Source organism: Tissierella simiarum, assembly GCF_018917865.1.
GTDB classification, from domain to species: Bacteria; Bacillota; Clostridia; order Tissierellales; family Tissierellaceae; genus Tissierella_C; species Tissierella_C simiarum.
The window spans coordinates 64,091-77,814 of record NZ_JAHLPM010000004.1; the positions used below are offsets into that span (position 1 = coordinate 64,091).

The window sequence follows — 13,724 nt, forward strand, 5'->3', positions numbered from 1 at the left end:
GCTTATGATATACATTAATATGTTTAGTTTTTTTATAAGTTTAATCTTATCTTATATTGGATTGCCTATGATTAACAAAATGTTAATAAATAGCAATACTTTATGCGAAAATTATAAAGGTGAAAAAATACCTATGTCTTTAGGTTTACTGTTCGTTTTTGTACAGTCTATTACTATTAACTTAATTAGAATTGGGTTTAATTTAACTGGAAATATAACAGATTTATATTTATATAGTTATATTTTTATGGGATTAGTAGGTTTATTAGATGATTTAATAGGTGATAAAAAAGTTAAAGGACTAAAAGGGCATATAAAGTCTTTCTTTAAAGGCACTTTGACTACTGGTGCAATTAAGGCTGGAATTGGTTTTTTTATATCTTTATATATTAGTATTTTAATATCTAAAGATATTTGGGAGATATTGGTAAATACTTTTGTTATTGCACTGTTCACAAATTTAATTAACTTATTTGATTTACGCCCTGGAAGAGCTATAAAAGTTTTTATAATTATATCTTTAATTTTTGTTTTTACTAATATAAACAAAAATTATAATTATATTATTTATTCACTATATGGTTTAATTTTACCGTATATGTCTTTAGATTTTAAAGCTAAAGCTATGATGGGTGATGTAGGATCTAACATTATTGGTCTTACTCTAGGAATTGTATGTGCTGTGACTTATAGCTTTATAGGGAAGTTAATAATCTTGTTTTTATTGATAGGTATTCATATTTTAGCTGAAAAAATTTCTTTTTCTAAGGTTATAGATAAAAATCCAATTTTAAAATATATAGATAGTATAGGAAGATAGGGGATGATTTTCTGTTTAGTTATAAAAAAGGAAAAGTTGTATCCATAACAAATGATGATAAGCATATTTCTTGGATTGAAGTAGGCATAGATGGGGATTTATATCCTGCTGTAAATTATAATGATTTAACTGGAAAAGTGAAAATTGGTAATACTGTAGTTTTAAATACTACAGCTGTAGAATTGTCCTTAGGAACTGGAGGATATCATTTTGTTATGTACAATTGTGATATAGAAAAAATAGATTTAGAAGGATTAGGTCATATAATGAAGTTAAGATATACCCCATATCAAATTAAATGCTTAGTAGCAGAGGAAGAAAGTAGTCCCTATAGAAGTGTTTATGATAATTTCGAGTCTCTAGATGGGCATAAATTTGTTGTATGTACACTTCATAGTATGATTGGACCTATTTCTTCCATGATAAAATGGTTAAACAAAGATATTTCAATTAATTATATAATGACAGATGGTGGCTCTTTACCTATTTATTTTAGTAAAACCGTAAAAGAATTGAAAGAAAAAAATATAATTAATAAGACTATAACTATAGGACATGCTTTTGGTGGAGATTTAGAATGTACGAATATTTATACTGGACTTATTGCTGCTAAAGAAATTTTAAAGGGAGATGTTACTATTATCTCCATGGGACCAGGTATTGTAGGTACTGGAACCAAATACGGTTTTAGTGGTATTGAGCAAGGTCAGATAATTGATGCTATAAATAGCTTAGGCGGTAAGCCTATAACAGTTCCTAGAATTAGTTTTAAGGATAGCAGAGAAAGACATAGAGGAATAAGCCATCATACTATAACTGTATTATCTGAAATAGCAAAAACTTCTAGCGATGTTGTAATTCCGTATTTAGATTGTAATAAGTTTGAATTAATAAATAATCAAATCAAAAAATATAAATTAGACATATTACACAATATCATTATCGAAAATGGGAAAGAGATTATTGAAGCCATGAAGTATTTTGACTTAAATATAACTACTATGGGAAGAACAATAGATGAAGATTTAGATTATTTTATTACTTTAGGGGCAGTGGGAAAACATATTAATAAGCTGCTTACTTAGGGGAGGTTATTTTATGATTTATGAAGAAAAGACCATGAAATCAGAAAAAATTTATGAGGGGAAAATTCTTAACTTAAGGATTGATACTGTTGAACTACCAGACAAAAAATATTCAAAACGAGAAATTGTCGAACATCCTGGAGCTGTGGCTATAGTTCCTGTTACGGATGATAACTGTATTATCTTGGTAAAACAATTTAGAAAACCAGTAGAAAAATCTCTATTAGAAATTCCAGCAGGTAAACTTGAAATTAATGAGGAACCTAGAGAAACAGCTAATAGAGAATTAAAGGAGGAAACAGGGTATGTTTCAAATAAAATGGAATATTTATTTGAATTTTTTACTTCTCCTGGATTTTCTAATGAAAAAATGCATTTGTTTTTAGCTACAGGATTAGTTGAAGGTGATGCTGTACCTGAAAGTGACGAATTTATTGAAGTAATAAAGGTAAATATTGATGATTTAATGAAAATGATTGATAGAGGAGAAATTGTAGATAGTAAGACTATAGTTGGTATTTTTATGGCAAAAAAATATTTAAGTGAAAAATAATCTGGTGATAATATCCTCCTTCTTTGCATAGTATTTCTTATAAGGCTTGTATAATTAAGAAGGGAGGATATATTATTGCCCTACAAAATTAAAAATTTATTTAAAAGGCATTTCCAAACTAATTTTATTTTATATTTTATTTTAATGATATTTTTTGTTTTAGGTATAATTTTAGGGTCTATTTTAATAAAAGAATTAAATATTGAGCAGAAAAGTGGTATAATAAAGTTTCTCAATTCTTTTTTTAAATCTATGGGAGAAAAAAAATTAAATAATATGGGAATATTAAAAAATTCTTTATTAGATAATCTAAAAACTGTATTTATGCTTTGGATTACAGGTTTTATTATCTTAGGCATACCTATAATACCTATTGTGGTTGCTGTAAGAGGTATTGCTATTGGATTTACTGTTGGGTTTTTAGTGAATGAATTTGGAGTTAAAGGATTTTTATTTTCTATATTAGGAATATTGCCTCAAAATTTATTGTTTATTCCTAGCATACTAGTGATAGCAGCTATTGGCATGTCCTATTCTCTTGGGAATATTAAAAACAAAAGGATAAAGTATACTAAGAATGAGTTTCATGGAAATATTAGAAATTATTCTATTTTAATTTTGATTTTATGCGTTGTAATGCTGGGAGGATGTTTAATAGAAGCATTTATTTCCCCAATTTTTTTAAATATGGTAGTAAGCTATTTTTAAATACCAACAATCTCCAAAATAATGCAGGATTTTTAGCGTTTTTGTTGAATTAACTATATTATAACTTTTTTACAAAGGAGAACTATAAATGTCTGATAGGATTATGAAAGAATATATTGATTATATAAGTAATGAGAAGGGATTGACATCTAATACTTTAGAAGCATACATAAGAGATATTAAACAATTTGAAGATTATTTGTATGAGAATAACATACAAACAATTATGGATGGTAATAAAACCATAATTATTACATATTTAATGTATTTGCAGAAAAGTGGAAAAGCTACTTCCACGATATCTAGAAACCTAGCTTCGATTAGATGCTTTTATCAATACTTATTAAATAATAATTTTATTAAAGAAGACCCCACTCTAAATTTAAAGTCACCTAAATGTGAAAAAAAATTACCTAATGTTTTAACTAAAGAAGAGGTAGACTTGCTACTATCTCAACCTAATTTAGGGGATTTTAAGGGATCAAGGGACAAGGCTATGTTAGAATTACTATATGCTACTGGAGTTAGAGTTTCAGAAATTATTTCATTGAATATAGAAGATGTAGATTTAGATGTAGGATATATTCACTTAAAAGATAATAACGGTACTGAACGAATAATTCCTGTAGGTACCATTGCTCTAAAAAGTTTATTCCATTATATAAAATCCTATAGAAATGAAGAGGGGCTAAGTTATAAAGATCCTATATTTATAAATTATAGTGGAAACAGATTAACTAGACAGGGGTTTTGGAAAATAATCAAAGAGTATACTAAAAAATCTAATATTGATAAAACCATTACTCCTCATACTCTGAGGCATTCTTTTGCAGTCCATCTTATAGAAAATGGAGCAGATATGAAAACAGTACAAGAAATGCTTGGTCATTCAGATATATCTACTACTCAAATTTATTCTTTTGCATCAAATAACAAGGAATTAAGAGAAGTTTATAATAAATCACATCCAAGAGCATAGGAGGGTATAATATGAACTATATGGATAAAATTAAAGAAAGTGTTGAATTTATTACTTCAAAGATTAAAACTAAACCTACAATAGGTTTAATTTTAGGTTCTGGTCTAGGTAGTTTAGCTGATAGGATTGAAAATCCAGTGATTATTGAATATAGAGACATACCTAGTTTTCCAGTTTCTACTGTTGAAGGTCATAAGGGTCAACTTGTAATAGGGGAGCTAGGAAATAAAACTGTTGTGGCTATGCAAGGAAGATTTCATTATTATGAAGGATATCCTTTAAAAGATGTAACTTTTCCTATAAGAGTAATGATTGGAATAGGTATTAAAAATTTAATAGTAACTAATGCAGCTGGAGGATCAAACAAAAGCTTTAAACCTGGAGATCTAATGATTATTACAGACCATATTAATTTTACTGGACAAAATCCTTTAATTGGAGAAAATTTAAATGAGCTGGGACCAAGATTTGTGGACATGACTAAAGCATATAATAGAGATTTAATAAGAATTGCTAAAGAAACGGGAAGTAAACTTAATATGAACTTAAAAGAGGGTGTCTATATGTGGTTTACAGGCCCTACTTATGAGACTCCTGCTGAGATTAGGTTAGCTATAACTTTAGGAGCAGATGCTGTAGGTATGTCTACTGTTCCAGAAGTAATTGTCGCTAATCATGAAGGGATTAACGTTCTAGGTATTTCTTGTATTACAAATATGGCAGCGGGTATTTTAGATCAACCATTAAATCATGAGGAAGTAATTGAAACATCAATAAAAGTTAAAGATAATTTTGAAAAATTATTAATAGAAATATTATACAACATATAAGTGGAGTGGTAAAAATGAGGATGTACGATCTTATTAAGAAGAAGAGAGATGGAAATATTTTATCTACAGAAGAAATAAACTTTTTTGTTGACAATTATACAAATGGTAATATCCCAGATTATCAGATGTCTGCTTTATTAATGGCAATATTTTTAAACAAAATGGATAAAAAAGAAACTTTGGATTTGACTAGTGCTATGATTAATTCAGGAGATACAGTAGATTTGTCTAGTATAAAGGGAATTAAAGTTGATAAACATTCAACTGGCGGTGTAGGAGATACTACTACACTAATACTAGGACCAATGGTAGCAGCTTGTGATGTTCCTTTTGTAAAAATGTCAGGTAGAGGTTTAGGACATACTGGTGGAACTTTAGATAAATTAGAATCAATAAGTAATTTTAGAGTAGCTTTAAGTAAAGAAGAGTTTATTAATAATGCTAATAAGATAAACATTTCTATTTGCAGTCAAACTGCCAATATTACTCCAGCAGATAAAAAGTTTTATGCCTTAAGGGATGTGACAGCTACTGTAGAAAACCTATCATTAATTGCTAGTAGTATTATGAGTAAAAAACTAGCAATTAAGTCAGATGCTATAGTCTTAGATGTTAAAGTTGGTAGTGGAGCTTTTATGAAGAGTATTGATGATTCCATTAATCTAGCAAAAGAAATGGTAGAAATTGGATGTGGATATGGTAGAGAAACTGTAGCTGTAGTTACTAATATGGACGAACCGTTGGGAAATGCGATAGGAAATGCTTTAGAAGTGAAGGAAGCGATTGCAACATTAAAAGGTGATGGACCTGAGGATTTATATGAATTATGCTTAGTTTTAGGTTCTAAGTTGTTAGTTCTTGCGAAAAGGGTTAGTACTGAAAAAGAAGGTAGAAACCTTTTAATAGAAGTTGTCAATAGCGGCAAAGCTTATAGCAAACTTATAGAATTGGTTAAATATCAAGATGGAGATATTTCATCTATTGAGAATCCACATTTACTTCCAACAGCTAAATATATAATAGAAGTCAAAAGTTCTAAAGAAGGTTATGTTAAAGCATTAAATGCTGAAGAAGTTGGAAAGTGTGCTTTAATTTTAGGTGCTGGTAGAGAAACTTTAGACAGTGAATTAGATTTAGCAGCTGGTATTGTATTAAATAAAAAAGTAGATGATAAAGTTTTCATGGGAGATGTTTTGGCATATATTCACTCAAATGATTTAGAAAAAGTTAAAATTGCTGAGGAAAGATTAAAGGAACTATATATAATAGGTGAAAAAAATCCTATTTCTAAAAAGCTAATTTATGAAGAAATTAGCAGTAGTGGAATACAACATCTTTAATATTTTAGAAGTTATAGTGAAAATTACTATAGCTTCTTTATTTTTTATCCTAATTTGTTATTTTACAATTTAAATAATTAATGAATAATCTATCCATTTATTGTAAATGATTTATACTAAGTATAAGTAAACATTTAATGGATAATATAAAAGTAAACATATGGATTGGAGGTAATAGGTTGAAAAGAAAAATAGCATCCATTATTTTAGTAGTTTTTATCTTGTCTTCTGTAGCAATGGCATTTGCTGAAGGAGATTTAAATATTAATGCTAAGTCAGCTGTGTTGATGGACTATAATACTGGAGAAATAATATATGAGAAAAACTTAAATGAAAGATTGGCTCCAGCAAGTGTTACAAAGATAATGACCTTATTATTAGGGATGGAAGCATTAGAAACAGGAAAAATAAAACTTAACGATGACGTCTCAGTAAGTGATCATGCTTCAGGAATGGGAGGTAGCCAAGTTTTTTTAGAAGCTGGAGAAATTCAAAAAGTTGAAGAGATATTTAAAGCTATCTGCTTAAGATCAGCCAATGATGCTTCAGTAGCTTTGGCAGAGCATATAGCTGGTAGTGAAGAAATCTTTGTTAAAATGATGAATGATAAAGCTAAAGCTTTAGGAATGAAGGATACTAATTTTATGAATTGTAGTGGATTACCTAGTGAAAATCATTATACATCTGCATATGATATAGCTTTAATGTCAAAAGAATTATTAAAATATAATAAAATTCATGACTGGTTAACTATATATATGTACGATTTAAAAGTTGGTAAAACTAAAAGCAGTATTCAAACCATGGTAAATACTAATAGGCTCATAAAAGAATATGAGGGAGCTAATGGAATTAAAACTGGATCCACTAATGAAGCAGGATTTTGTCTATCAGGATCAGCTAAGAGAGGTAATCTACAATTGATTGCAGTAATTATGGGGTCTGAAACGTCTAAGATTAGATTTGATGAAAGTAAAAGACTATTAGATTACGGTTTTGCAAACTATGATTCTATAACTGTTGGTAGAAAAGGGGATATTTTGGGAAAAGTTTCTGTAGAAAAAGGAAAATCAGCTTTTATTGAGGCAATGCTAGAAAAAGATAGTTATATATTATTGCCTAAAGGTGATAAAGGAAAAATAGATAAAGAAATAGTATTACCAGAACATGTAAATGCTCCAATAAATGCTGGAGATGAGGTTGGATTACTTATAGTAAGATTAGAGGGGAAAGAAGTTGATAAGATTAAATTAGTTGCTAAATCTAATGTGGAAAAAGCTAATTTAGCTAATATTCTTAAAAAGACATTAAAGGGGCTCTTAATGGGTAGATAGGTTATTATGGTTTTTATTTTTACTACAATGACCTACTATAAAAAAATAAGATCTTTATTATTATAGTTTTTTATAAAAATAAAAATCTTAACTATAAGGGATTGTTACTTTAAGAAAAAACTACCAAGCAAGCATAACTTGGTAGTTTTTTCGAATATATTGAATACATGCTTAGTCTAACATATAAGATTACAAGAACTTAACAAATATGTTTCCAATAATCATCAATACTAGATAGTAATTCTTCTACTATCAATTTTTCTTTTTTGTAAATTAAACATTCCAAACTGATCGATTGTTAATGCCATAATCATTTGTCCCAATAGGAAAATCATAGTAGTTAAAACCGATCCAAGTACAGGTAACAAGACAATGTTGCCTGTTACAATAAATATGCCAAATATACCGCCCATATATATCCAAATAGGAATACGATTTTTTGAGTGTCATACAAAGGAAACTCTAAGCGATGTTAGTAATCAATATCAAAATAATCAAGATAATCATGCCAACAAAAAAAGAAATAAAGCTCGCCCCTAAAAGAGAGCCCGTTGCAGTACGAAGTTTTCCATTAGTAGTAGTTTGCAATGGTAGTAAAAATCCGGATAAAACACCTAAAATTATCCAAGTGATTTTACTAACCTTCTTTTCTTCTTTTGACACCATAGTTAAATCTTTTTTCTTTTTAGGTTGAACCAATGAAATGGCAAAAATCATAATGACAATCCCGAGTGTTCTAGTAATGCTAACAGGGTTAGCTGGTACATCGAACCACCCAAATCTCAGAGGCTTGGGATAATATACCTTGATAATTTTGATAATACAGAATAAATTATATAATGACCTCGACTTTAACATGTCGAGGTTGTATAATGTTTAAGTATAGATAATTATAGAAAGAAGGGTTATTTATATGGATATGTTAATAAGTTTACCAGGCTTATTTATAGCTATTATTTTTCATGAGTTAGCTCATGGTTTAGCAGCCTATCGGTTAGGAGATAATACAGCAAAAGATTTAGGTAGATTAACTTTAAATCCTTTTAAACATATTGATTTAGTCGGTTTCATATTTTTATTAATTTTCAAGTTTGGTTGGGCTAAGCCAGTTCCTATAAATCCTTTTAATTTTAAAAAAAGAAAAAGAGATACTATTTTAGTATCCTTAGCAGGGCCATTTACTAATTTCATTATAGCAGTAATTATAGGATTTATATTATCATTGAATATTATTTCTAATTACGTACTTTTTCAGATTTTACTTATTACTTTATGGTATAATATAATGCTTGGAGTTTTCAATTTATTACCGTTTCCTCCTTTAGATGGTTCAAAGATAGTAGCAAGTTTACTACCAAGTAAATATGAATATTATTTTTATAAATATGAAAAGTATTTTTATCTTATTTTAATTATATTGATAGGAACTAATACTATTGATCGTATTTTAAGTCCTTTAATTGATATTACATTAAATTTATTAATTAAGATATTAGGTTAGGAATGGGAGTAGATTATATGGAGTATAAAATAATGTTAGAGTCCTTTGAAGGACCCTTAGACTTATTATTACACTTAATTGAAAAAGCTCAAATTGATATTTATGATATACCTATTAATGATATTACAGAGCAGTATATAAATTATATTTATCAAATGGAGGAATTAAATTTAGAACTTGCTAGCGATTTTTTAGTTATGGCAGCAACTTTACTTGAAATAAAATCTAAGATGCTACTTCCTCAACAAAAAACGGATCAAAATGATAATATACAATTAGAATTAGAAGAAGTTGATCCAAGAATGGAATTGGTTAGAAGATTAGTAGAGTATAAAAAATATAAAAATATATCTAAAGAGTTACGATTTTATGAAGAGATTCAAAGTAAAATTTATTATAAACCTAAAGAAGACTTAACTCTTTATGAAGATAAAGAAATTGACTTAGAAGGATTAGATTTAAATCTTTTAATTAAATCTTTAAACAATATTTTAAAAAAAAGAAATAAAACTAGTAAATCTATAGATATTAATGAAATGCAAAGAGAAGAATATACCTTAGAAGAGTGCATAAATGATATAAAAATTCAATTAGAAAATCAAGAGACTATAAAATTTAGTTCTCTTTTAGACGAAGAATGTAACCGAAAAGAGATTGTAACATACTTTTTATCTGTTTTAGAATTAATCAGAATGAAGTATATCTATGTAAATCAAGAAGAAAATTTTTCAGACTTAATTATCAATAAAAGAATTAAAGAGGTGCACTAACATATGGATGTAAGGGAAATTAAATCAATAATAGAATCTTTGCTATTTACTTGGGGAGATCCCTTAGAATTAAAGGATATAGCCTCTATCTTAGAAATTGAGGAAAAAGAGGTAAAAGGTATATTAGAAGAAATGATAGATGATTTTGATTACAATAGAAGAGGACTAAAGATTATAAAGATTAAAGATACCTATCAGTTAGGGACAAGATCAGAACACTTTGAGTGGCTTAAAAAACTGTCAAATCCTAGAATGGCAAAGAGCTTATCCAATGCAGCTATTGAAACTTTATCCATTATAGCTTATAGACAACCTATAATTAAAAGTGATATTGAGATTATTAGAGGCGTTAGATGTGATAAAGCCATTGAAACTTTAGTTGAAAGAGGGTTAATAGAAGAAAAAGGTAGGTTAGAGAGAACGGGACGACCTATTCTTTATGGAACTACAAATGAATTTTTAAGATATTTTGGTTTAGAGACTTTAGAAGAGTTACCTCCTTTACGAGAGATAAACGAAGGAGAATTAGATGATATAGACTTAGAAAAATAATACTAAGAGTTTTAGTATTATTTTTCTTTTTTTTGGAAAGATAATAAAAAGAATTTATAAGTACGAGGTGAATTCATGGATTATTTTGTGATTATTATTACCATAATAATAATATTATTAATAGTATTATTGTTAATACCTTTAAAAATTAAAATAGATTATACATATCTGGATGGAAGTAATTATAAAATAATATTTAGTTATTTGTTTGGCCTAGTTAAAAAGGAAATAGATTCTAATAACAAAGAAAATAAATGTAAAGACACTAACAACGGTAGCAAAAAAGTATCTTCTAAAGAATACATTAAATATTTTCTTGATAAAGGAAAAATTGAAAAGTTATTTTTAACCTTAACCATAGGAATAAGCGATCCTTTTTTATTAGGGATAACTACTGGAGTATGTTGGAGTCTTATAAATATTATATTAAGCATTTTATTTATGAATAAGGATATAGACAAAGTTATAAGTAGAGAAATAAATGTACTTCCTATATTTAATGAAAATATATTTCAAATACATCTAAATTGTATAATTAAATTAAATTTGGTTTATATTATTACTGCATATATAAGGATATTAAAAGAAAAAGAAGGTGGTGAAAATTTTGCCAGAGCATCCAATTGAAGGTCTTATGAAAACGACCATGAATAGTTTAAAAGAGATGGTAGATGTTAACACAATAGTAGGTGATCCAGTACAATCTCCAGATGGATCAGTTATTATACCAGTTTCAAAAATTTCCTTTGGCTTTGCTTCAGGGGGTAGTGAATTTAATAAATGTAGAAAAAACAACGATTCAATGGATGAGGAAAAACTTCCTTTTGGAGGAGGTAGTGGAGCTGGGGTTTCAGTACAGCCTGTTGGTTTTATTGTAGTAGGAAATAATCAAGTTAAGTTGTTAACTGTAGATGAAGGCAATAGTGCCTTAACCAATTTGTTTGATTTTGTTGGTAAAATGGCAGATAATATGCAACAATCTTTTAAGAAAAATAAAAATGGAAAATGTGAAAATATGAATATAGAAACAGATATAGAAAGCTAAATGAATATTTCAAAGATGAATAGAAGCAAGATTCTATATCTTGCTTCTATTAAATTAATAAGGAGGGTTTTAAGTGAAAAGAAAAATCTCCGTTATAATATTGATAACACTTATGGTTTTAACTACTAGCATATCTTATGGAGATAATCTTAGTTTAAGTGCAATAAGTGGAATTTTAATAGATGGGAATTCAGGTAGGATACTTTATGAAAAGAACTCACATGAAAAAATGCCTATGGCAAGCACTACAAAGATTATGACTGCTTTAGTAGCTATTGAAAATGGAAAATTAGAAGATAAAATAAATATTAAAAAGACTGGTGTAGGTATAGAAGGTTCTAGTATATACTTAAGAGAGGGAGAAATTATTTCTTTAAGGGATTTACTATATGGATTAATGCTTAGATCGGGAAATGATGCAGCTGTTTCTATAGCTGACTATGTGGGGCGAGGGGTAGATAATTTCATAGAGTTAATGAATAAGAAGGCAGAAGAAGTTGGAGCCGTAGATACTAATTTTATGAATCCTCATGGTCTTCCAAATGACAATCATTATACTACAGCTTATGATTTGGCTTTAATAACTAGAGAAGCTTTAAAACATGAAGAATTTAAAAATATTGTTAAAGCGAAAACTTGGACTGCTAAGAGAGATGAAAATAATTATTTTTATAATAAAAATCAAACCCTTTGGGAATATGAAGGGGGAGATGGAGTTAAGACTGGATATACAATGAGGGCAGGTAGATGTTTAGTATCTAGTGCCACCAGGAAAGGAATGCAACTTATAGCAGTAGTCCTAAATGCAGGAGATTGGTTTAATGACAACTATAAACTATTAAATTATGGTTTTGAAAAATATACTCCCCATATAATCTACGATAAAAATCAATATATAACTAAAGTGCCTGTTGTAAATGGTAAAAAAGAATATGTAATTTTAGTTGCAGAAAATAGCCTTACTTATCCTTTAAAGGAGGGTGAAAAAAGTAAAGTAAAAATTAGTATAGATAATCCTACAATCTTAGAAGCTCCCATAGAGAAAGGCAAAGTATTAGGATCAATACAAACATATTTGGATGGACAGTTAATACGTAAAGATAATTTAGTTGTAAAGGAGTCAATAGATAAAATTAGTTTTATAGATAAAATAATAAATATATTCAAAAACTAATAAAAGCCTTAGGGCTTTTTTTGTAACCTTTTATTAATATATTAAGTATCTTATATAATATAGCATTAAAAGGGGGATTGTTATGGTTGATTTATATAAATGTATAGATGGAGGAAGTAAATACTGCCCCTGTCATCTAGCGGACAATGATAGCTGTATATCTTGTTCAATACTTAGGGGAGAAAAATTTTGTGATTGTAATTGGAATGGTGTATGTATTTTTTATGAATATAGAATGAATAACTATAAATCTAAAGAACAAAGAAAAATATTTGAAGGATATGTTGAGAAAAAAATGAATCTCTCGGAAAGAGTTATTCTATTAAAGATCAAAGTTGAAAAAGAGTTAATTGATCAATTAAATAGATTTGGTTCGTATGTTTTTATAAAAGGTAATAGTGATATACATTACTTTGAGGCACCTATGTCTATATTTGATTTAGATGAAAACCATATTTATATAGTGTATCAAGAAATAGGGGTAAAAACTAAAAAACTTAATGAAAAGTTGAATTTAGGTATTAGGGGACCATATTGGAATGGAATTATAGGAATTAATAATATAGATTCTTTAGCTAATTCTAATTGTGCAATTATTACTAGAGGTATAGGTCAATCTTCCATCGGTATACCTTTAAAAAAATTAGCTGAAAAAAATAATGAAATAGTGATTTTTCTGGATAAAGGGAAAATAAATTTAAATTATATAGATTTAATAACAGATGTAAGTAATTTAAAGATTATCGAATTAGATGTTTTATCAGAAGAAGGTCAGAAACAAATTGAAGATTGTTTAATAAATAATCAGATTAATCTAGTTTTTAGTGCAGGAGCTGATGTTCTTCATAGGAAAATATCCAATATTATTAAAAATATTAATAAGGAAATTAAGTTCGCAGCAACTAATAATAATTTAATTTGTTGTGGTGAAGGTATATGTGGCTCTTGTACTAGGAAGATGAAAAATGGTAAAAGAATAAAGAGTTGTAAGGCTATAATAAATCCGAATTTAATTTATTAATAGGGGGTGGAT

General features: G+C 28.0%; 17 protein-coding genes. 15 read left to right on the forward strand and 2 right to left on the reverse strand.

Annotated features, from left to right (window positions below):
• Nucleotides 1-4: 4 nt before the first annotated feature.
• The 8 genes from KQI42_RS06080 (at nt 5) to KQI42_RS06115 (ending at nt 7,649) form a co-directional block, all read left to right on the forward strand.
• Nucleotides 5-820, forward strand: coding sequence for a phospho-N-acetylmuramoyl-pentapeptide-transferase (locus KQI42_RS06080; RefSeq protein WP_216517810.1), 816 nt, complete (start codon nt 5-7; stop codon nt 818-820).
• 65 nt (nt 821-885) lie between these two features.
• Nucleotides 886-1,905: a DUF3866 family protein gene (locus tag KQI42_RS06085; RefSeq protein WP_343231662.1), complete on the forward strand. Its 1,020-nt coding sequence runs from the start codon at nt 886-888 to the stop codon at nt 1,903-1,905.
• 13 nt (nt 1,906-1,918) lie between these two features.
• Nucleotides 1,919-2,458, forward strand: coding sequence for an NUDIX hydrolase (locus tag KQI42_RS06090; RefSeq protein ID WP_216517812.1), 540 nt, complete (start codon nt 1,919-1,921; stop codon nt 2,456-2,458).
• A 75-nt stretch (nt 2,459-2,533) separates the two neighbouring features.
• Nucleotides 2,534-3,166, forward strand: coding sequence for a stage II sporulation protein M (gene spoIIM / locus KQI42_RS06095; protein ID WP_216517815.1), 633 nt, complete (start codon nt 2,534-2,536; stop codon nt 3,164-3,166).
• Between the two features lie 88 nt (nt 3,167-3,254).
• Nucleotides 3,255-4,145, forward strand: coding sequence for a site-specific tyrosine recombinase XerD (gene xerD / locus KQI42_RS06100; RefSeq protein ID WP_216517817.1), 891 nt, complete (start codon nt 3,255-3,257; stop codon nt 4,143-4,145).
• An 11-nt stretch (nt 4,146-4,156) separates the two neighbouring features.
• Nucleotides 4,157-4,975: a purine-nucleoside phosphorylase gene (locus KQI42_RS06105; RefSeq protein WP_281420323.1), complete on the forward strand. Its 819-nt coding sequence runs from the start codon at nt 4,157-4,159 to the stop codon at nt 4,973-4,975.
• Between the two features lie 14 nt (nt 4,976-4,989).
• Nucleotides 4,990-6,315 (forward strand): pyrimidine-nucleoside phosphorylase, encoded by a 1,326-nt coding sequence (locus tag KQI42_RS06110; protein WP_216517819.1) that lies wholly within the window; start codon nt 4,990-4,992, stop codon nt 6,313-6,315.
• A 179-nt stretch (nt 6,316-6,494) separates the two neighbouring features.
• The gene (locus KQI42_RS06115; RefSeq protein ID WP_216517822.1) at nt 6,495-7,649 is read left to right on the forward strand and encodes a D-alanyl-D-alanine carboxypeptidase family protein; all 1,155 of its coding nucleotides are present in this window, start codon (nt 6,495-6,497) and stop codon (nt 7,647-7,649) included.
• Nucleotides 7,650-7,879: 230 nt separating this feature from the next.
• Here KQI42_RS06115 and KQI42_RS21285 read toward each other — a convergent pair whose 3' ends face one another.
• On the reverse strand, nt 7,880-8,080 hold the full coding sequence (locus KQI42_RS21285) for a DMT family transporter (RefSeq protein ID WP_343231663.1): 201 nt from the start codon (nt 8,078-8,080) through the stop codon (nt 7,880-7,882).
• 31 nt (nt 8,081-8,111) lie between these two features.
• Complete coding sequence (locus KQI42_RS21290) at nt 8,112-8,366, reverse strand: DMT family transporter (protein ID WP_216517826.1); 255 nt, start codon at nt 8,364-8,366, stop codon at nt 8,112-8,114.
• A gap of 196 nt (nt 8,367-8,562) precedes the next feature.
• Between KQI42_RS21290 and KQI42_RS06130 the strand changes: the two genes are divergently transcribed.
• The 7 genes from KQI42_RS06130 (at nt 8,563) to KQI42_RS06160 (ending at nt 13,712) form a co-directional block, all read left to right on the forward strand.
• Nucleotides 8,563-9,150: a site-2 protease family protein gene (locus tag KQI42_RS06130; RefSeq protein ID WP_216517828.1), complete on the forward strand. Its 588-nt coding sequence runs from the start codon at nt 8,563-8,565 to the stop codon at nt 9,148-9,150.
• 17 nt (nt 9,151-9,167) lie between these two features.
• Nucleotides 9,168-9,920, forward strand: a complete 753-nt coding sequence (locus tag KQI42_RS06135; RefSeq protein ID WP_216517830.1) for a segregation and condensation protein A — start codon at nt 9,168-9,170, stop codon at nt 9,918-9,920.
• A gap of 3 nt (nt 9,921-9,923) precedes the next feature.
• A complete protein-coding gene (gene scpB / locus KQI42_RS06140) occupies nt 9,924-10,472 on the forward strand; it encodes an SMC-Scp complex subunit ScpB (RefSeq protein ID WP_216517833.1) in 549 nt (182 codons plus the stop codon).
• Nucleotides 10,473-10,547: 75 nt separating this feature from the next.
• Nucleotides 10,548-11,099 (forward strand): DUF2953 domain-containing protein, encoded by a 552-nt coding sequence (locus KQI42_RS06145; protein WP_216517835.1) that lies wholly within the window; start codon nt 10,548-10,550, stop codon nt 11,097-11,099.
• A complete protein-coding gene (ytfJ, locus tag KQI42_RS06150; RefSeq protein WP_216517837.1) occupies nt 11,080-11,517 on the forward strand; it encodes a GerW family sporulation protein in 438 nt (145 codons plus the stop codon). Before KQI42_RS06145 ends, ytfJ begins: the two co-directional genes overlap by 20 nt.
• Before the next feature lie 73 nt (nt 11,518-11,590).
• Nucleotides 11,591-12,691, forward strand: a complete 1,101-nt coding sequence (locus tag KQI42_RS06155; RefSeq protein WP_343231652.1) for a D-alanyl-D-alanine carboxypeptidase family protein — start codon at nt 11,591-11,593, stop codon at nt 12,689-12,691.
• Between the two features lie 82 nt (nt 12,692-12,773).
• Nucleotides 12,774-13,712: a sulfide/dihydroorotate dehydrogenase-like FAD/NAD-binding protein gene (locus tag KQI42_RS06160; RefSeq protein ID WP_216517838.1), complete on the forward strand. Its 939-nt coding sequence runs from the start codon at nt 12,774-12,776 to the stop codon at nt 13,710-13,712.
• The last annotated feature ends 12 nt before the right edge of the window (nt 13,713-13,724 follow it).